Genomic DNA, 19,383 nt, shown 5'->3' on the forward strand with positions numbered 1-19,383 from the left:
TAAGAACTATTTGATTTTAAAATAATTGACAGTCATTCAGATTTAATGTTAACTTTATTTGTAAACAAGTTAACATTAGGGGTGGCAATTGTGACAATAAATAGTAAAACGATTGAAAAATCATCTTATACATATGAAGAATTAGCAGAGAAAAATAAAGCTTACGTATGGCACCCATTTACACAAATGAAAGATTATTTAGAAGAAGATCCTGTCATTATTGAACGTGGAGAGGGAAGAAAGCTATACGATGTAAATGGTAATGAATATTGGGATGGTGTTTCATCTATATGGTTAAATGTTCACGGACATCAAGTACCGGAATTAGATGAAGCAATTCGTGAGCAATTAAATAAAATTGCTCATTCTACTATGCTAGGACTTGCTAACGTTCCATCTATTTTATTAGCAGAAAAAATTATTGAGGTTGTACCAGATGGATTGAAGAAGGTATTCTATTCTGATTCAGGTTCTACCGCTGTTGAAATTGCAATTAAGATGGCTTTCCAATATTGGCAGCATAAAGGGAAACCAAAGAAACAAAGATTCGTTACATTAAAAGAAGCATATCACGGTGATACAATTGGAGCTGTTTCAGTAGGAGCAATAGACTTGTTTCACCAAGTGTATAGTTCGCTCTTATTTGATGCGATTAAAATGCCGTATCCATATACATATCGTTCTCCTTACGGAAATAATAAGGAGGAAATTGTAAAAAGCCATTTAGAAGAAATGGAAGAATTGTTGAAAGAAAAGCATGAAGAAGTAGCTGCCATCATTGTAGAGCCATTAATGCAAGGTGCTGGCGGGATGATTACAATGCCAAAAGGATATTTAAAAGGACTGCGCGATTTATGTACTAAGTACAATGTATTATTTATTACAGATGAGGTAGCAACTGGATTTGGGCGTACAGGGAAAATGTTTGCTTGTGAACATGAAAATGTGACGCCAGACATTTTAACTGCTGGGAAAGGTTTAACAGGTGGATATTTACCAATTGCAGTTACGGTAACGACAGATGAAATATATAATGCCTTCTTAGGAGAATATGAAGAACAAAAAACATTTTTCCATGGACATAGCTACACAGGCAATCCGTTAGGGTGTGCCGTAGCAATCGCGAATCTAGAACTATATGAAAAAACAAATTTAATAGAAGAAGTGGCACGTAAAACGGATTATGTGACAGCGCAATTAGAAAAGCTCTTTGCGTATAAACATGTAGGTGATATTCGTCAGTGCGGATTAATGGTTGGTATTGAGCTTGTGAAGAATAAGAAAACGAAAGAAGCGTTTGACTGGACAGAAAGAGTCGGTGTTCAAGTATGTAAACGCTCAAGAGAGCTGGGTATGATTTTACGACCGCTAGGTAACACGATTGTATTTATGCCACCACTTGCTTCTACTTTTGAAGAGATTGATGATATGTTACGCATTTTATATAAGGCAATCTCGGATGTTACGGAGGGAGAATAATGAGTGGTTTTTTTATAACAGCAACAGATACTGAAGTGGGGAAAACTGTCGTTGCCGGTGCATTAGCCGGTGTATTTAGAGAATTGGGATATAACATCGGAGTATATAAACCGTTGCAAAGTGGGCATGTTGCATCAAACCCTGAGGGAGATGCGGCAAGGTTAAAAGCATTATCAGGTGTACCGACACCAGAAAATGAAATTTGCCCTTATTCTATTGAAGAACCACTTGCTCCGAGACTTGCCATGAAAAGAGCTGGAAGAGTAGTAAAGTTAAAAGAAATTACTGATTACTATAATGAACTATTAAAAGAGTTTAATAGCTTATTTGTAGAAGGGGCAGGTGGGCTTGCTGTCCCATATACAGAAGATGCTTTAGTAATTGATTTTGCAAAAGAATTACAGTTGCCTCTTATTGTAGTAGCTCGTCCTACATTAGGAACAGTAAATCATACAGTGTTAACGATTGCTTACGCAAAGGCGCATGGTTTAACCGTAGTGGGTGTCATTTTATCAGGTTGCAAAGAATGTGAAATGGAAAGAGTGCAAGAAAATAAAGAGATGATTGAAGAGCTGAGCGGGGTACCAGTTTTAGGATTATTGCCATTCTTTGCAGGTGAGTTTACGAAAGAAGAAGTATTAGAATCTGCAAAAGAACATATTATGATTTCAAAATTAGAGGAGTTTATCCAAAATGAATCAAACGTGGCGGGCGCACCTTCAATCTAAATTACAACAATTACATGAGCAAGGGCAGTATCGTGATTTATATGTAACAGAGAAGGCAGAAGAGACTTGGCTTATTCGAGATAAAAAAAGGATGTTAAATTTAGCGTCAAATAATTATTTAGGGTTAGCTGGAGATGAAAGGTTAAAAGAAGCTGCTATTGCCTGTACAAAAAGATATGGAACTGGAGCGACTGCCTCTCGTCTCGTTGTAGGAAATCATCCATTATATGAAGAGGTTGAGAGAAGCATATGTGACTGGAAAGGTACTGAAAGAGCTTTAATTGTAAATAGTGGATATACGGCAAATATAGGTGCCATATCTTCTTTAGCCTCTCGGCACGATATTGTTTTTAGTGATAAGTTAAATCACGCAAGTATTGTTGATGGAATCATATTAAGCGGGGCAGAGCATAAAAGGTATCGTCATAATGATTTGGATCATTTAGAGAAGTTGTTGAAAATGGCTTCGCCTGAAAAAAGGAAATTAATCGTAACAGATACCGTTTTTAGTATGGATGGTGATACTGCGTATTTGAGAGATTTAGTACAGCTGAAAGAGAAATACGGGGCAATCATTATAGTCGATGAAGCACATGCGAGTGGAATATATGGAATCGGCGGAGCTGGGTTATCTCATATAGAAAAAAATCTTGCTCAAAAAATTGATATACATATGGGGACGTTTAGCAAGGCTTTAGGGTGTTATGGTGCGTATTTGACAGGTGATGAAATTTATATAGAGTATTTACAAAATATGATGAGAAGCTTTATTTTTACTACAGCTTTACCACCAAGTACGTTAGGAGCGGTGCAAAAAGCAATTGAAATTGTAAAAGAAGATAACGAAAGAAGAGAGAACCTTATAGCAAACGGAGAATACTTCAGAACTAAATTAAGGGATGCTGGTTTTGATATTGGGAATAGTTCAACTCATATTGTACCGATTGTAGTCGGTTCAAATGAACATGCTTTACGGTTTAGTAAAAGGTTGCAAGAGGCAGGGATTGCGGCTATTGCAATTCGTCCGCCAACTGTGCCGGTTCATAGTTCTCGAATTCGCTTTGCAGTTACATCGCAACATACAATAGCTGATTTAAAATGGGCTATTGACCGAATTATCCACATTGCGAAAGAAGAGGAGCTTTTCGTATGAATGAGCTAAAGATTATTTTTATCCCCGGATGGGGAATGGAAGAGAATATTTGGGATTTAGTACTTCCGTATTTTAAAGGATATTCTGTTCAATGCATAGATTGGCGTAATGTGAAAGAACGAAGTGAATTTGCGGAACGAATTATAGATGTAGCGCATAATGACAACGTAATATTGGTTGGATGGTCACTAGGAGCGTTAGCAGCAGTTGAAGCTTATAAAAAGATTCAGGCAAAAGGCATCGTATTAATTGGTGGTACTGCTAAATTTACAAATACGAGCGATTACAGTAACGGATGGAATGCTTTGCATGTAGAACGGCTGAAAAGGAATTTGGCGAGAAGGAAAGAAGATACGCTCAAGCGGTTTTATGAAAATATGTTTACGAAAGATGAGCTAAAAGAGAATAAAAACTTTGAAGACATTGTAGACCGTTTTAAAGGTGATTCTATTCAGTCTTTACAACTAGGTTTGGATTATTTAATAGAAACAGATATGAGAGAAGAACTAAAAGAAATTAAAGTACCTATACTACTTATTCACGGAGAACAGGATGTAATATGCCCATTGTCTGCGGCACGTAGTATGACGGAAAATAGCAGCAGCGAGCTGAAAGTAGTAAGTGAAGCAGGGCATGCATTATGTGTGACAAATTTTGAATATTGCGCAAATGAGATAATTCAATTTGTAGAGGGGATACGACATGATCAACAAAACGTTACTACAAAAACGGTTTAATGGGGCAGCCGTATCTTACGATCGATATGCAAATGTACAAAAAAAGATGGCACATTCATTACTTTCAATCTTAAAGGAACGATATAGTGAAACGGCATCAATACGTATTTTAGAACTGGGATGCGGGACGGGGTATGTAACAGAGCAATTATCAAAGTTATTTCCGAAAGCACATATTACAGCAGTTGATTTTGCTGAAAGTATGATTGCGATTGCGCAAACTAGACAAAATGTAAAAAATGTAACGTTTCACTGTGAAGATATTGAGCGATTACGATTAGAAGAATCATATGATGTCATTATTTCAAATGCTACATTTCAATGGTTAAATAATTTACAACAAGTGTTAAGAAATTTATTTCAACATTTGTCTATAGATGGGATATTACTCTTTTCAACGTTTGGACATGAAACGTTTCAAGAATTGCATGCTTCGTTCCAACGTGCGAAAGAAGAAAGAAATATAAAAAATGAAACATCGATTGGTCAACGTTTTTATTCAAAAGATCAGTTGCTTCATATATGTAAGATAGAAACAGGGGATGTGCATGTTTCTGAAACATGTTACATAGAGAGTTTTACAGAAGTTAAGGAGTTTCTGCATTCTATTCGAAAAGTAGGAGCAACTAATAGCAATGAAGGATCATATTGTCAAAGTCCCTCACTCTTTCGTGCGATGCTACGCATATACGAAAGAGACTTCACGGGAAATGAAGGGATAATGGCAACGTATCATGCTTTATTTATACATATAACAAAAGAGGGGAAGAGATGAAATGAAACAAGTACAAACAAAAAGGGATTGGAAAAAACTTGCATACGACGTAGTGGAAGAGAAGATAATTACGAAAGAAGATGCAATAGCGATATTAGAAGCTGATGATACCGAAGTTTTAGAAATTATGAATGCGGCTTACATTATTCGCCATCATCACTTTGGTAAGAAAGTAAAATTGAATATGATTATTAATACGAAATCTGGATTATGTCCTGAAGATTGTGGATATTGCTCACAGTCTATTATTTCAGAAGCACCGATTGATAAATATGCATGGTTAACGCAGGAGAAGATTGTAGAAGGGGCACATGAAGCAATACGCCGTAAAGCAGGTACATATTGTATTGTAGCGTCTGGTCGTCGTCCGACGGATAAAGAGGTAAATCACGTAATTGGAGCAGTTAAGGAAATTCGTGAAACGACAGACTTGAAGATTTGTTGTTGTTTAGGTTTCTTAAATGAAGATCAAGCAGGACGTTTAGCGGAAGCAGGCGTGCATCGTTATAACCACAACTTAAATACACATGCAAATAATTACGATAGTATTTGTTCAACTCATACGTATGATGATCGTGTTGATACAGTTCAAAAAGCAAAACAAGCGGGCATTTCCCCATGCTCGGGAGCGATTTTTGGCATGGGAGAAACAATTGAAGAGCGTGCTGAAATTGCATTTGAATTACAACGTATAGATGCAGATTCTATCCCTTGTAATTTCCTTGTTGCTGTAAAGGGGACACCTCTTGAAGGACAAAAAGAGTTAACTCCAGTAGAATGTTTAAAAGTACTGGCAATGATGCGTTTTGTAAACCCAACAAAAGAAATTCGTATTTCAGGAGGACGTGAAATCAATTTACGTTCTGTACAGCCAATCGGTTTATTTGCAGCAAACTCTATTTTTGTCGGGGACTACTTAACGACAGCTGGACAAGAGCCGACTGCGGACTGGGGTATGATTGCAGATTTAGGATTTGAGATTGAAGAATGTGCATTATAAGATAGATGAAAAAGCAAACTTGTAAAAGGGTTTGCTTTTTTTGTAAATAAAATGTAATAAATAGTTGTAAACGCTTGATATTATTGGTTTTTAAGCGAAAAAAAGAATTTTTGTGGACGAATTTTCCAAGCCCTAGTTGTACATAGTAAATATGTAATTTATATTGGGTTGGAGGATTTTACATGTACAAATACATATTAGCGATTATGACTTGTTTAATTTTAATAAAAGCAATAAGTTCTGATCCAGTTAAGGCTGCTGAAAATCCTGAACAAAAAGAAATGCAACAAAGAATCGAACAACACTTTCGAACGAAAGCTGAACATTTTGGATTGAAAACGGAAGGAAAAGATTTAAAGGAAGTTAGAAAAGAAATTACTATTATAGAAGAAGCGAAAAAAAGAGAGAATGTATGGAGAACGGCACAAGCTCTTCATATAAAAACAGAAGGAAAAACGATGAATGAATTAATAAAAGATGTACAAAAAAAGGTGAAAAAATAAAAAGAGGCCGCAGCCTCTTTTTTTATGCCCATTGTTTTGATAAGTGAGCCATTTCAATTGCAGCAACAGCTGATTCATATCCTTTATTACCAGCTTTCGTACCTGCGCGTTCAATCGCTTGTTCAATTGTTTCTGTCGTTAATACGCCGAAAATAACTGGGATGTCCATTTGTAGTGATAAAGACGCAACACCTTTTGCTACTTCATTACAAACGTAATCGTAGTGAGTTGTAGCACCTCGGATTACAGTACCTAATGTAATAACAGCATCATACTTTCCGCTACTAGCCATCTTTTTAGCGATTAAAGGAATTTCAAATGCACCAGGAACCCAAGCAACATCAATATCATTTTCTTCTACACCGTGACGCTTTAATCCGTCTAAAGCGCCGCCAAGTAACTTACTTGTAATAAATTCGTTAAAACGTCCAACAACAACTCCAACTTTTAATCCTGTACCAACTAAATGACCTTCGAATACCATAATAAATCTCTCCTTTAATTATAAGTTTAGTAAGTGTCCTAATTTGTTTACTTTCGTTTGTAAATACGATTTATTCTCTTCTTTTGCTGGCATTTGCAACGGTACACGCTCGACTACTTCTAAATCGTAACCTTGTAAGCCAGCAATTTTTCTTGGGTTATTCGTTAATAATCGTAAACTCTGTAAACCTAAATCTTTTAATATTTGAGCACCGATACCGTAATCACGAAGATCAGCAGGGAAGCCGAGTTTTTCATTTGCTTCTACAGTATCAAATCCTTCTTCTTGTAATTTATAAGCACGAAGCTTATTAAGAAGCCCAATGCCTCTTCCTTCTTGCCTCATATAAAGAAGAACACCTTTTCCTTCACGCTCAATTTGAGCAAGTGCTGCATGGAGTTGTGGTCCGCAATCGCAGCGATGTGAACCGAATACATCTCCTGTTAAGCATTCAGAATGAACACGTACAAGTACCGGTTCACCTGTTGAAATATCACCTTTTACAAGTGCGATATGTTCTTTCGTATCTAATGAGTTAGAATAGCCAATTGCGTGGAAAGTACCGAAATCTGTAGGTAATGTAATTTCCACTTCTCTCGTCACAAGTGTTTCATGATGGCGGCGGTAAGCAATTAAATCTTCTATTGTAATCATTTTTATATCAAATTGTTTTGCGCATTCTATTAAATCAGGTACACGTGCCATCGTGCCGTCCTCATTTATAATCTCGCAAATAACTCCAGCTGGTTCGGCACCGCATAGCTTTGCTAAATCAACAGCAGCTTCTGTATGACCTGCACGACGCAGGACACCGCCTTCTTTCGCAATTAATGGAAAGATATGTCCAGGTCGATTGAAATCAGCACCTTTTGATGCGGGGTTTAACAATTCTTGTATCGTAGTTGCACGTTCGTGAGCGCTAATCCCTGTTGTTGTAGAGACATGGTCAATGCTCACTGTAAACGCAGTATGATGTGAATCTGTATTATGAGATACCATTGGTTCTAATTGTAGACGTTCTGCGTACCCTTCCGTAATCGGTACACAAACGAGACCACGGCCATGTGTAATCATAAAATTAATTGTTTCTGGTGTAATGTACTCTGCTAAAGCAATAAAATCGCCTTCATTTTCTCGGTTTTCATCATCACATACGATAACGACTTTACCTTTTTTTAAATCTTCTAGAGCTTCTTCAATACGATGAAACATTGTGCTTCCCCCTTATAGAAATCCGTTTTCTTGTAAAAAGCTTTCGGTCATTGAACCTACTCGTTTTGTAGGTTTAGTAATAAAGCGTTCAATATATTTACCAATCATGTCACACTCAATGTTTACGATATCTCCGGCATTTTTTGCTCCAATGACAGATTCGCTTACTGTGTGCGGGATGAGTGAAATCGTTATGGAAGATTCGTCTATATCAAATATCGTTAAACTCGTTCCATCAACAGCAATGGACCCTTTCTGCAAACAATAGCGCAGTAGTTCATCAGAAATTGCTATTTTGTAATAGACGGCATTGTAATGTTGTTTTTTATTTAAAATCGTTCCGATTCCATCAATATGTCCTGAAACGAAATGTCCACCGAATCGTCCGTTTGCAGCCATTGCGCGCTCTAAATTTACTTTAGAGTGCGGTTTAAGCATGCGAAGTGATGTCGACTGCATCGTTTCAGGCATTGCATCAACTGTAAATGAAGTAGTTGTAAAGCTTGTTACAGTTAAGCAAATACCGTTAACCGCGATACTATCACCTAAGTGAACATCTGATAAAATTTTTTTTGCATGAATCGTTAATTTCATCGCTTCTCCGCTTTGTTGCATGTTTGCTATCGTTCCTAATTCTTCTACAATTCCTGTAAACATTTCGTCACCTCGTTTCGGGCATTCGCAACGATTTTTATATCATCACCAATTTGTTTCATCTCTTGAATTTTCAAGGAAAGCGCATTTTGTAATTTTGAAAAACCATTTCCTCCAAATAAAGTAGGAGCATCTTTCCCACCAATTAATTTCGGACTTATATAGGTTACAATTTCATTAAAATTGTTTGTTTTTAAGAAACTTGCATGAATCGATTGGCCACCTTCAACGAATAGAGAAAGAATTTGTTTCTCTCCAAGAAAGGAAAGAAGGTCCTCGATTTCTATATGTTTCGTTTCCATTTGGAATATAGCTATATTTTTAGATTCATAAGAAGATATCTTCTCTTCCTTTACATCCTTACCGACAATAATCCATGTCGGTGCTAAACCATCTGTTATAACATGAGAAGATGGTGGCGTTCGTAAATGGGTATCTAAAACAACGCGAATAGGATGTTTCCCACCATTTGGAATTCTTGTTGTTAAATGAGGATTATCAGCTATAACTGTATTCACTCCAACAAGAATTGCATCATGTGTATGGCGATATTGGTGAACATCAGCACGTGCTTCTTCACCTGTAATCCACTTACTTTCACCAGTTACAGTTGCTGTTTTTCCATCTAAGCTCATCGCTGTTTTGATTGTTACAAAAGGGCGCTTCGTTTTCATGTAGTGAAAAAAGTAGCGATTTAATAAAACTGCTTCTGCTTCAAGAACACCGGTCGTTACTTCAATTCTAGCTTCCTCTAATCTTCTTTTTCCGTTACCAGAAACGAGCGGATTACAATCGAGAGTAGCAATTACAACACGCTTAACTCCTTTTTCGATGAGCAATTCACAACAAGGTGGTGTTTTTCCAAAGTGGCTACACGGTTCCAGTGTTACATAAACGGTAGCGTCTTTGGCGTTCTGACCAGCCATTTGAAGGGCATGAACTTCTGCGTGTTCTTCACCAGCTCGTAAATGAGCCCCCATACCAACGATGTTTCCATCTTTTACAACAACAGCACCAACCATAGGATTTGGACTTGTTTGTCCTGATGTCCCTTTTGCTAACTGCAGGGCAATCCTCATATATTCTTGATCTGTCATTTTCTTCACCTCTCCTAAAAAAATCAAAAAACCCCAAGGATTTAATATCCTTGGGGTTTGGGAGACGTGATTTCTAGAAATATAGTTTGAATACGAAAGCATAGGAAAGAAACCTAACGATAATTGATATTTCTGCATAAGGAAAAAACCTAGCAAAATATCAAATTTTTAAACGCTAGTTGTCTCTTTTTATTTCAGCATAAAAAATAAGTATAGAAAATTAAACATATATAAAGAATCAAAATGAATCTTTAAAAATATGCATACTGAAATAAAAGTGTATTCACTATATAAAAAACTAGAAACATATCCTTCTCCCATCCAGACTATACTGTCGGCCCTAGAGTTTCACTAGATCCACCGTTTTCGAGTTGAAAACGGGTCACGGACTTAGAAGTTTTCACTTCATCACCGCCGGTTGGGAATTTCACCCGACCCCGAAGGATGCTGTTTGCTCAAATTATAGCACAAAAAAAATAAAAGGCTAGTAAAAAATATTCGAATGTGAAGAATTGTGTGAAAATATATGCAGGCTGGAATGGAAATAAAAGTATTAGAAATGTTGTAAGGAGAAGGGATATAACGGAGTTGCTAAAAAGAAAAAACATGCACAAAAAAATGTGCATGTCACATGTAAAATTATTCTGCCTCTGGTGCTCTAACAACAGATTCGAATTTACCTTTATGCGAAGCGTCGCAATAAGGCATATTTTTTGATAAACCACAACGGCATAAAGAAAATGCCGGTTTTGCTGGGAATACATTCCCTTGTGAGTCGACTAATTCCACGTCCCCTGTAACGCGAAAAGAGCCATTATCATTTACTTTAATTTGTACTTTTGCCAACGTTATCCCTCCTTCCCAAACGCTTAATTTCATCATATAATCAAGGGAAGTGCTTGACAATATAAAAAGAGCACTTTGTTTGAGAAAGAAGAGAGTGTTATAATAGTTTTCATAACTGACTAGAGTAAGGTGACGAGAGATGGATAAACAATTACATACATTACGAAACATTGCAAATGAGCGCACGTGGGCATCATTTTTGAATGATAATCATCCATATAGTTTGTTACATTGGTCCATTGCAGGTGTAGGGCAAGAGGCAAAGGATGTTTGGTTACTTCAAGATGAAGTAACATTTCAAACGACAGAATTCCCAACGTTAGATGATGCAATGCAATGGATTTCTGAAAATATGGAACAAGTTACAGACGTTTTAGCGCAATAAAAAACAGGCTTATGCAAGCCTGTTTTTTGTTTCTTTCACATATGTGTTTAAAAATTGATCGACGGCTGCTTCGTACTCTTCTTTATTTTCGTTATAAGAGCAAGCGTGTGCACCGTGTTCTGCAATATAAAGCTGCTTATTATTTTCTTTCGCTTCATATAATGCTTTTGTCATATCAGCTAAAATATAGTCGTCATCTTTACTATGAATAAAGAGAACGGGATTGTTAATGTTTTTTATACAGTCGATTGGTGAAACTTCACGAATTGTATAACCGTCACGAACTTTCAAAAATGCGTTTGCTAAAGGTAATAAAGGCCATTTTGGTAAATGGAATTCAACCTTTAAACGGTGCTGTAATTGTCCTTGAAAATCAGAGAAAGGACAATCTGCAATATAGAAATCAGCACCATCTTCTACAAGTCCTGCGTATTGAAGAAGTGTTGCAGCTCCCATAGATTCACCATGAATACCAAGTGTAATATTGGTGCCAAAACGGTTTTTTAGCCAGTCAACTACGGATTTTAAATCATGTTTTTCATAGTATCCATAGCTTGTTGTTTTTCCGCCAGTTTTACCATGACGACGATGATCGTAAATGAGGACGTTATATCCCCTTTTTAAGAATAAGTTTGCATATTTTACAGAGTTTATTTTATTTACAGTTACACCGTGGCAAAAAACCATAAACTTATTGGTGGAATGACCAGCAGGAATGTAATATCCGTGAAGGTCGTATCCGAATTGTGAAGGGATATGAATTTCTTCTTTATGAAGAGCATCAAAATCCTCTATACGAAAATGTTTTTTCGTTTCTCTTTCGAGTACTTCTTCCTCTGTTTTTTTCTTTAAGTACATCACTTTATTTGTAAAGAAAATCCCAAGGGCAGTTATTGCACCTAGTATAGTAAACAGTGCTGCAAAAAAACGTTTCATACTTTACCTCATCCTCCAAATACCGTTACATGTGATACACTTATATTGTATCACAATGATATAAAAGGGGAGAAATAGGAAATGCTGCATATACAAAAAATTACGCCAGCGATGAAAGAAACAATCCGAATGTTCATGTGTGAGAACTGGGGAAGTTCATTGATGGTTTCACGTGGTAAGGAACATCAGTTAGAAGAGTTGCCAGGATTTGTTGCGCTCTCAGATGACAGAATAATCGGAATTATAACGTATGAAGTGACCGGAAATATATGCGAAATTGTATCGCTAGATAGCTTTGAAGAAAGAAAAGGAATAGGGACGAAACTTGTGGATTGTGTATTACAAGTTGCAGAAGAAGAACGGTGCAGACAGGTTTGGCTTATTACAACAAATGATAATATGAATGCGTTACGATTTTACCAAAAACGTAATTTTGTAATGACTAATTTATATGTGAATGCGGTAGAGGAGGCACGAAAAATAAAGAAAGAAATTCCACGTATGGGATATGATAATATCCCAATTTTACATGAAATTCAGTTGGAGTATCGTTTAGTGAAATGATGTAACAATTTTCAGAAATATGAGTTATTAATCTTGACGGATAGTGTAATTTAGGTTACCGTAAAATTGTAATCTATTACCATATTAAGGGGTGACGATGTGGCAACTATACGTGATGTTGCAAAATTGGCAGGTGTTTCAGTCGCAACCGTTTCACGAGTTATTAATGAAAAAGGATACGTTCATGAGGACACAGTAAAACAAGTAAAGGAAGCAATTGAAGAATTACGTTATAGGCCAAACAGTGCAGCGAAGCCACTATTTAAAGAGAGTTCAACGATAATTGCATTACTTGTAGATAATTTATGTAACCAATCAAACATCACTTTGCTACATTGTATTGAGGAAATAGCATATAAAGAAGGCTATCAAATCATTATTTGTAATATAGAGAATAAAGATAGATACATACATATGCTGAAGCAAAATAACATTGCAGGTGTTATTTTGACGAGAGCAGTTTTTAAAAGTGTAGGAGAAATTCCATTTCCATTTGTTGTGATCGATGAGCAACAATCACATGGAAATTATTATGAAAGTGGACAGAGAGCTGTTTCTTTATTAAAAGAGAAAGGGTGTCACTTTCTTGCATATTTCGGTGAGGGAGAAGAAAGTGAAGAAATGGAAGATCATATAGCAGGGTTTTTAGACGCTGTTTGGGATGAAGGAATCTCTTATCGAGAAGAATGTGTACAAGGGTATACAAATAAACAATTTATTACATTATTGCAAAACAATCCGTATATAGATGGAATTGTAGCCTCAAGTGATCAGATTGCTATTGAGTTAATTCGGTCAGCGAGATTTCTAAATATACATATACCAGATAAATTAAAAATTGTTGGACCGAATGGGAGTATAGAGTGTGAATGGATAGGTTCATCACTACCGACAATTGAAAGCTATGTCAAAGATAACGGAAAAGTAGCTTTTCAACAATTAAAAGGAAAAATAAAAAAGTAAAAGGTGCGTTTTATACGCACCTTTTTATAATGTAATTGCGGCAATAAAGCCAAATATAAGTAACGGTATATTGTAATGTAGAAAAGTGGGTACACATGTATCCCATATATGATGGTGCTGACCATCAGCATTTAAACCGGATGTTGGTCCAAGGGTACTATCCGATGCTGGAGATCCTGCGTCACCTAGTGCTCCGGCTGTACCGATAATTGCAATTGTGGCCATTGGACTAAATCCAAGCTGAATGCAAAGAGGTACAAAAATGGTTGTTAAGATAGGGATGGTTGAAAAGGATGAACCAATTCCCATCGTAACGAGAAGTCCAATAACGAGCATAAGAAATGCAGCGAGTGGTTTGTTATTTCCGATTATATGTGCACTCGTTTGCACTAGAGATTCAACATGTCCTGTTTTTCGAAGAACAGCGCCGAATCCAGCGGCAGCAATCATAACAAAGCCAATAAAGGACATCATACGCATTCCGCTTGTTAATATCGCATCTGCTTCTTTAAGTGGTAGACTGCCACTAACTGATAAGACGATAATACCTGCTAAAGCACCGAAAATCATTGATTCTGTTGTTAATTGAACAGTTAATGTAGCAATGATAGATAATAACCCGAAAGTAATGCTACGTTTTGTATAGGGAACGATTTCATTTTCGGTAGTATGAATTTGTTCTGTTTCATACGTACGAGGTTTTCGGTACGTAATGAATACCGCTACACATAATCCAATAATCATACCGATTGCTGGAATAGTCATTGCTTTTGGAATAAGTGTGACATCAAATGTAAGGCCGCTTTGCGCAGCGTTGGTTTGCAATACGTCATGATAAATTTTTCCGAACCCTGCAGGGATCCACATATAAGGAGTAATCAATCCAAATGTAATAATACATGTGACAAGTCTGCGATCCACTCTCAGCTCATTTAATACTTTTAAAAGTGCTGGAATTAAGATGGGGATGAAAGCAATGTGAACAGGAATCACATTTTGTGAGAAACAAGCCATCGTTAAAATAATGAATAAAATAAGTATTTTAGAATAAACTTGTTTTTTCGTGTCTTGTTCATTGCCAATCCATTTTAATGCAGTTTGAATCATAGCATCTGGAAGTCCTGTTTTGGAAAGGGAAATAGCGAAACCACCAAGCATTGCATAACTTAAAGCGATTGGAGCACTGTTTCCAAGACCAGTTGTAAAAGTGTTAATCGTTTCTGAAATACCGAGTCCGCCGATAAGTCCGCCTGTTAAAGCTCCAACAATGATGGCGACAATGACCTGGACACGTAACAAACTAAGCAATAGCATAATTGCTACTGCGACGAGTACAGCGTTCATAATAAATGTAATCTCCCTAAATTTTTATTCTGTTAAGACAAGTAAATATGAAACATTTTGCTATGTTTATACATACTTGCGACATATTATTATAAAATGTTTTCTATGAAATGTAAAAGAGCCTTTTGTTACTAATGCTGAAAAGCTAGCTCTTGTTTAATTGATTGTAAAGAATTAGCGAATAATTCTGGTTCTTCTAAATCAGGAGAATGTGCTGAATTTGGGAACCAAATCATCTTTTTTATAGGCGCTTCAATAATATCGCAATATTCCTGAACGAGTGCATAAGGAGTTTGATAATCATAGCGACCAGAACAAAAATAAACTGGAATAGATAAACTTGAGATAGAAGAAAAGAAATCGATTGTCAGCATTTCTTCCCATAAAATTCCAGATTTTAAATTTCCTGCGAGAAACTTGAACCAATCTAATAGCGTATATTCGGGAGAAAAGAAACCTTTTCGTATGAAAGAAAAGGAAGATCCGTTTTGGATTGCGCCTCCAAATGTGCCAAGCCACTTTCTTTGAATAATGAGACGTCTCGTATCTAAAAATGGTGGTTTGCCTAATTTTAAAAGGGAAGCTAATGCTTTTTTATGATCATGTTTTTTTGCAGAATGAATTAAATGTTGATATAGCAATTCTTCATTTTGTTTCATATGTACAATTTGCCCAATACCGATGTAAGCCTCGATATACTTTGGATATTGATGTGCTATGTTAAGCCCAATAATACTTCCCCAAGAATGACCAGCGAGAAATAGTTTTTGTTTGTTGAACTTTTTAAGTACATATTGAATCACTTCTTTTGCATCGGAAACGAATTGTTCGATTGTGAAATTTGCTCCGAAATCTTTCATTGAAAAGGATTTACCAGCTCCGCGCTGATCCCAATTAATAACAATAAATTGCTTCTCTAATTCTTTTTGAAAATGGCGAATAAATCCGATTTGTGCCATCCCAGGTCCGCCGTGACAGCATAATAAAATAGGTTGCTCTACGTTTTGTCCACGCATAAGGAGAGTTTGTTTTCGATTATTAATCATAACGCTTTCTATCGTAGCGATACTATTAGGAATGAGTTGTTTGTTTTCGTTATAGAACTGAGGGGTGTAGCTACGAAAAAGCATATTGAAAACCTCCTTTTGTGAAATCGTATGAATCGCACAGGCTATTCATTTTGCATATACTGTTAGAAAATCATTGTAACATACCATACTAGTGTCATTTCAACACGGGAGGAGGGAAATTGTGACGATTGGAGAAATTATAGATGGTTTAAATAGACGTGAATCCATCGCTATTATAGCAAAACGTCTTGAAATAAGCCCGTATACATTATCGAAGAAATTAAGATTGATTGGATACGAATATGATGGAGAGCAGAAGAAACGTATTTTTGTAGGAGATGGAGAAGAACCACGTCACTTACAACTCCAAGAAGCGACCGCCCTTCAATATGAGAAAACAGATTATCAATTATTAATTTATGAGCAATTACAAAGCATTTATGAGTTATTAAGAAAAAGAGAAGAAGTAATTGCACCAATTGTGAGTAAAAGTACAGAGAAAAAGAGACGAACCTTTTCTATTAATACAGAAATATTAGCAAGATTGGACCTTATATCAGAATCGAAAGGAATTCAAAAATCTAAACTTGTAGAAGAGGCGTTGCAACAATTTTTACAGCAATATGAAGTTGACAAAACATCACATTTTGATAACTAAAGAAAAGGATACTATGTTCATTAGAAGAACGAGTATCCTTTTTATGATGTATATTACGTATAAAATAGAGAATCAGTACAAATCCTTTATACGTGAAAAATGAAATTTATTATTAGAGAAACACTTAATTTACTTTTTGAATTCTTCCATCAATAACTGGCTGAATTGGTTCTTTTAATTGTTTTACGTAATTGACTAACGCTTCAAAGTCGTTTGGCCCAGTTTCTGCATTTTTACCATTTTTAAATGATACGAATCCATCACCGCCAGAAGCTAAGAAGGCATTTGCAACTACGCTATACGTTGTAGATGGAGATAATTCTTCTCCGTTTGTTAAACGTATATTTGTAACTTTTTCACCGTTTGGTTTATTTGCATCCCACGTATATTGAATACCTGAAATTTGAAGCATTCTTGTTGTTCCTTTTTGCCATTGCTGATTTAAAATATCGCGAATGTCTTGACCTGTTAAATCTACTTTAATCAATTGATTTCCAAAAGGTTGAATGCCGTATAACTCACCCCACGTAATATCACCAGCATCTAAGTCATTACGAATGCCACCAGGATTCATGAGGGAGATTTGAGTTTGCATCGTTTGACGCTGAGCATCGGCAACTAAATTTCCAAGAGTGGACTCACCAGCATCATTTTGTTTACGGTCGATAGGTGCTGTAGATTTTCCGACCACTTCATTTACAAGTGGTGCGATTTTTTCTTTATATTGATCTAGTTTTTTCTTTACTTGTTTATCAGGTTCTACACCTTCATGATACGTTGTAACAACTTCAGCTTTTTTCTTTACAATATCCTTTGTTTTACGATCAATTGTTACATCGACGTCTGAGAAAGCCATTCCGTATGAATTTGCTTGGACAATTAGTTTATTGTTTACTGTACCATTTACATACGTATGACTATGTCCACCGAAAATAACATCAACTTCTGGGTCTGTTTCATTTGCAATTCGAGTAAGATCGCCATTTGTTACCCCAGACTCATCGGTTGTTCCACCGACATGAGCAAGAACGACGATAGATTTAACGCCGAGGCGTTTTAATTGTTGTGTTGATTTATTAATTGCTTCTACTTCATCAGTAATTTGTACATTGTTAAGCATCGTAGGCATAACGACATTTGGTGTATCAGTTGTAACAACCCCAATGAATCCTACAGGAACACCATCTACCATTTTTACAGTAAATGGTGGTAAAAATAAGCGGCCAGTTGATTTGTTATAGAAATTAGCAGCTACATAGGGGAAGTTAGCCCCTTTGAAATTTCCTGTTTTTTCATGATATCCACCGTAAATGAGGCGTTTCATTTCATCAATGCCTTCATCAAATTCATGGTTCCCGATTGTACCGACATCAAATTTTAAGTCATTTAAAAATTCAATCGTCGGTTCATCTTGTAATAATGCTGAAACTGGTGGACTAGCTCCGACGATATCACCAGCATGTACGAGAAGTGTATTAGGGTTTTGTTTTTTATGTTCTTTTAAATAAGTAGCTAAGTAATCAGCGCCACCAGCTTCTTTATTATTGATTTTTTTAACAGTATCTAGTTGTCCATGGAGATCATTAATACCAAGCATTTGTACGTCTATGTAGCGGTTTTGTTCAGCTGGATTCTGAGATGGGGGAGCGGCAAATACGCTTGAAAAAGTAATGGTGCTTAAAACAGCAACGGCAGGAATAATTTTTTTCCACATAATATAATTCTCCTTTTTTATAATCTGACATCATACGACATAATTTTAATAGATTCATAGGATTATAGCTACATAAAAATTTAGTATTTTCGAAAAATTAACATATTTACAAAAAGTGAATAATAGAGTAAAGACCCTTTTTTATTGTCGATTTCATTGTGTATCTACTATAATGGAGAAAAAAGTAAAAGGTGAGTAGCATGAAGAAAAAGAAACAAAGACAAATGCAAAGACAATCACAAGTGAATCAACCAAAGAAAGAAACACTTACATTAGGCGATCAATTAAATGATTCACTCATGCAACAATTAAAGAGTAAGAAGAAAGAGTTGCAAGTGAGGGAAGAGGAAAAAGAGGCAGCTGAACTGGAAAGAAAGCGCCAAGAACAAAAAGAACGTGAAAAGAATAAATCATTTGAAGAACTGCTAAGTGAAAGTAACCTTACTTGGAAAGACTTTAAATAATAAAAAAATGATCAGTGAAATACCACTGATCATTTTTTGACGAGCTTGTAAGAAAAGGGGAGTTAGAATGAGAAAAATTGTCGTTGTTCCACATGAAAACCATTGGAGTGAAAAATTTCAAATGGAGGCTAAAAGATTAAAATCAGCGATGCCAGAAACGGTAAAAATTTATCATATTGGAAGTACGTCAGTTCCCGGACTGGCAGCTAAACCTATTATTGATATGATCATGGAAGTAGAAAATATCGAAAGAGTAGATGGGTGGAATGAACGATTTATAGAGCTTGGTTACATCGTAAAAGGGGAAAATGGTATTTCAAGACGCCGATATTTTATTCATGGAACTGAAGAAAAACGCTCGTATCATTTACACGTGTTTGAAAAAGGAAATCCAGAGATAGTAAGGCATTTAGCATTTCGTGATTATATGATGGCTCATTGTGAAGAAGCAGAGGCATATGCAACCTTAAAGAAAGAATTAGCCGAAAAGTATACATATGATGGCGCGTTATATACGGAAGGAAAAAATGAGTTTGTGCGCAATGTGGATGAAAAAGCGAAAGAATGGAGAAAAAATAACGTGAATGAATGAGTTCACGCTATTTTTTAGCTATATA

Annotated in this window: 22 protein-coding genes and 1 riboswitch; of the genes, 13 read left to right on the top strand and 9 right to left on the bottom strand. The window is 36.1% G+C overall.

Going from position 1 to position 19,383, the window contains the following annotated elements; all coding sequences use genetic code 11:
• Positions 1-45 precede the first annotated feature (45 nt).
• The 7 genes from bioA (at position 46) to IQ781_RS22540 (ending at position 6,375) form a co-directional block, all read left to right on the top strand.
• Complete coding sequence (gene bioA, locus IQ781_RS22510; RefSeq protein ID WP_139846709.1) at positions 46-1,479, top strand: adenosylmethionine--8-amino-7-oxononanoate transaminase; 1,434 nt, start codon at positions 46-48, stop codon at positions 1,477-1,479.
• On the top strand, positions 1,479-2,207 hold the full coding sequence (gene bioD, locus IQ781_RS22515; RefSeq protein ID WP_000012495.1) for a dethiobiotin synthase: 729 nt from the start codon (positions 1,479-1,481) through the stop codon (positions 2,205-2,207). Before bioA ends, bioD begins: the two co-directional genes overlap by 1 nt.
• Positions 2,173-3,360, top strand: coding sequence for an 8-amino-7-oxononanoate synthase (bioF, locus tag IQ781_RS22520; RefSeq protein WP_001077294.1), 1,188 nt, complete (start codon positions 2,173-2,175; stop codon positions 3,358-3,360). Before bioD ends, bioF begins: the two co-directional genes overlap by 35 nt.
• Positions 3,357-4,097 (top strand): alpha/beta fold hydrolase, encoded by a 741-nt coding sequence (locus IQ781_RS22525; RefSeq protein ID WP_001004172.1) that lies wholly within the window; start codon positions 3,357-3,359, stop codon positions 4,095-4,097. Before bioF ends, IQ781_RS22525 begins: the two co-directional genes overlap by 4 nt.
• On the top strand, positions 4,063-4,872 hold the full coding sequence (gene bioC / locus IQ781_RS22530; RefSeq protein ID WP_000608911.1) for a malonyl-ACP O-methyltransferase BioC: 810 nt from the start codon (positions 4,063-4,065) through the stop codon (positions 4,870-4,872). Before IQ781_RS22525 ends, bioC begins: the two co-directional genes overlap by 35 nt.
• 1 nt (position 4,873) lies before the next feature.
• Positions 4,874-5,872 carry a biotin synthase gene (bioB, locus tag IQ781_RS22535; RefSeq protein WP_139846710.1) on the top strand — a complete coding sequence of 333 codons (999 nt, stop codon included), beginning with the start codon at positions 4,874-4,876 and terminating at the stop codon, positions 5,870-5,872.
• 182 nt (positions 5,873-6,054) lie between these two features.
• Positions 6,055-6,375, top strand: a complete 321-nt coding sequence (locus IQ781_RS22540; RefSeq protein ID WP_000280032.1) for a hypothetical protein — start codon at positions 6,055-6,057, stop codon at positions 6,373-6,375.
• A gap of 22 nt (positions 6,376-6,397) precedes the next feature.
• Here IQ781_RS22540 and ribH read toward each other — a convergent pair whose 3' ends face one another.
• The 5 genes from ribH to IQ781_RS22565 form a co-directional block, all read right to left on the bottom strand.
• Complete coding sequence (ribH, locus tag IQ781_RS22545) at positions 6,398-6,859, bottom strand: 6,7-dimethyl-8-ribityllumazine synthase (RefSeq protein ID WP_000230895.1); 462 nt, start codon at positions 6,857-6,859, stop codon at positions 6,398-6,400.
• Positions 6,860-6,877: 18 nt separating this feature from the next.
• Positions 6,878-8,071, bottom strand: coding sequence for a bifunctional 3,4-dihydroxy-2-butanone 4-phosphate synthase/GTP cyclohydrolase II (ribBA, locus tag IQ781_RS22550; RefSeq protein ID WP_000468976.1), 1,194 nt, complete (start codon positions 8,069-8,071; stop codon positions 6,878-6,880).
• 12 nt (positions 8,072-8,083) lie between these two features.
• The gene (gene ribE, locus IQ781_RS22555) at positions 8,084-8,728 is read right to left on the bottom strand and encodes a riboflavin synthase subunit alpha (protein WP_000493908.1); all 645 of its coding nucleotides are present in this window, start codon (positions 8,726-8,728) and stop codon (positions 8,084-8,086) included.
• Positions 8,710-9,822 carry a bifunctional diaminohydroxyphosphoribosylaminopyrimidine deaminase/5-amino-6-(5-phosphoribosylamino)uracil reductase RibD gene (gene ribD, locus IQ781_RS22560; protein ID WP_139846711.1) on the bottom strand — a complete coding sequence of 371 codons (1,113 nt, stop codon included), beginning with the start codon at positions 9,820-9,822 and terminating at the stop codon, positions 8,710-8,712. Before ribD ends, ribE begins: the two co-directional genes overlap by 19 nt.
• Positions 9,823-10,127: 305 nt before the next feature.
• A riboswitch (FMN riboswitch) is annotated at positions 10,128-10,271 on the bottom strand.
• Between the two features lie 190 nt (positions 10,272-10,461).
• The gene (locus tag IQ781_RS22565; protein WP_001151582.1) at positions 10,462-10,668 is read right to left on the bottom strand and encodes a CDGSH iron-sulfur domain-containing protein; all 207 of its coding nucleotides are present in this window, start codon (positions 10,666-10,668) and stop codon (positions 10,462-10,464) included.
• A 139-nt stretch (positions 10,669-10,807) separates the two neighbouring features.
• Between IQ781_RS22565 and IQ781_RS22570 the strand changes: the two genes are divergently transcribed.
• Positions 10,808-11,053, top strand: a complete 246-nt coding sequence (locus IQ781_RS22570; protein ID WP_000360793.1) for a DUF2552 family protein — start codon at positions 10,808-10,810, stop codon at positions 11,051-11,053.
• A 9-nt stretch (positions 11,054-11,062) separates the two neighbouring features.
• On the opposite strand, the gene IQ781_RS22575 is transcribed toward IQ781_RS22570, so the two are convergent.
• Positions 11,063-11,989 carry an alpha/beta hydrolase gene (locus tag IQ781_RS22575; RefSeq protein ID WP_000819235.1) on the bottom strand — a complete coding sequence of 309 codons (927 nt, stop codon included), beginning with the start codon at positions 11,987-11,989 and terminating at the stop codon, positions 11,063-11,065.
• A gap of 81 nt (positions 11,990-12,070) precedes the next feature.
• Here IQ781_RS22575 and IQ781_RS22580 point away from each other — a divergent pair, with 81 nt between their 5' ends.
• Both IQ781_RS22580 and IQ781_RS22585 read left to right on the top strand, forming a co-directional pair.
• Positions 12,071-12,553 (top strand): GNAT family N-acetyltransferase, encoded by a 483-nt coding sequence (locus IQ781_RS22580; protein WP_000902429.1) that lies wholly within the window; start codon positions 12,071-12,073, stop codon positions 12,551-12,553.
• Positions 12,554-12,652: 99 nt separating this feature from the next.
• Positions 12,653-13,516 (top strand): LacI family DNA-binding transcriptional regulator, encoded by an 864-nt coding sequence (locus IQ781_RS22585; protein WP_000201363.1) that lies wholly within the window; start codon positions 12,653-12,655, stop codon positions 13,514-13,516.
• Between the two features lie 24 nt (positions 13,517-13,540).
• Here the strand turns inward: IQ781_RS22585 and IQ781_RS22590 are convergent, their stop codons facing one another.
• Together IQ781_RS22590 and IQ781_RS22595 are read right to left on the bottom strand one after the other, a co-directional pair.
• Entirely contained in the window at positions 13,541-14,860 is a 1,320-nt protein-coding gene (locus IQ781_RS22590) for a Na+/H+ antiporter family protein (protein WP_000994817.1), read from the bottom strand.
• Positions 14,861-14,991: 131 nt separating this feature from the next.
• Positions 14,992-15,990 (bottom strand): alpha/beta fold hydrolase, encoded by a 999-nt coding sequence (locus tag IQ781_RS22595; protein ID WP_000898969.1) that lies wholly within the window; start codon positions 15,988-15,990, stop codon positions 14,992-14,994.
• 121 nt (positions 15,991-16,111) lie between these two features.
• Between IQ781_RS22595 and IQ781_RS22600 the strand changes: the two genes are divergently transcribed.
• Positions 16,112-16,588 carry a ribbon-helix-helix domain-containing protein gene (locus IQ781_RS22600; protein WP_000151931.1) on the top strand — a complete coding sequence of 159 codons (477 nt, stop codon included), beginning with the start codon at positions 16,112-16,114 and terminating at the stop codon, positions 16,586-16,588.
• A 124-nt stretch (positions 16,589-16,712) separates the two neighbouring features.
• Here IQ781_RS22600 and IQ781_RS22605 read toward each other — a convergent pair whose 3' ends face one another.
• Positions 16,713-18,302, bottom strand: a complete 1,590-nt coding sequence (locus IQ781_RS22605) for a bifunctional metallophosphatase/5'-nucleotidase (RefSeq protein ID WP_000265551.1) — start codon at positions 18,300-18,302, stop codon at positions 16,713-16,715.
• Between the two features lie 200 nt (positions 18,303-18,502).
• Here IQ781_RS22605 and IQ781_RS22610 point away from each other — a divergent pair, with 200 nt between their 5' ends.
• A complete protein-coding gene (locus IQ781_RS22610; protein ID WP_000727561.1) occupies positions 18,503-18,766 on the top strand; it encodes a YqkE family protein in 264 nt (87 codons plus the stop codon).
• Between the two features lie 67 nt (positions 18,767-18,833).
• Positions 18,834-19,358 carry a GrpB family protein gene (locus IQ781_RS22615; RefSeq protein WP_001227190.1) on the top strand — a complete coding sequence of 175 codons (525 nt, stop codon included), beginning with the start codon at positions 18,834-18,836 and terminating at the stop codon, positions 19,356-19,358.
• Positions 19,359-19,383: the final 25 nt, after the last annotated feature.

It is taken from the genome of Bacillus sp. N447-1 (assembly GCF_022701035.1).
GTDB lineage: Bacteria > Bacillota > Bacilli > Bacillales > Bacillaceae_G > Bacillus_A > Bacillus_A cereus.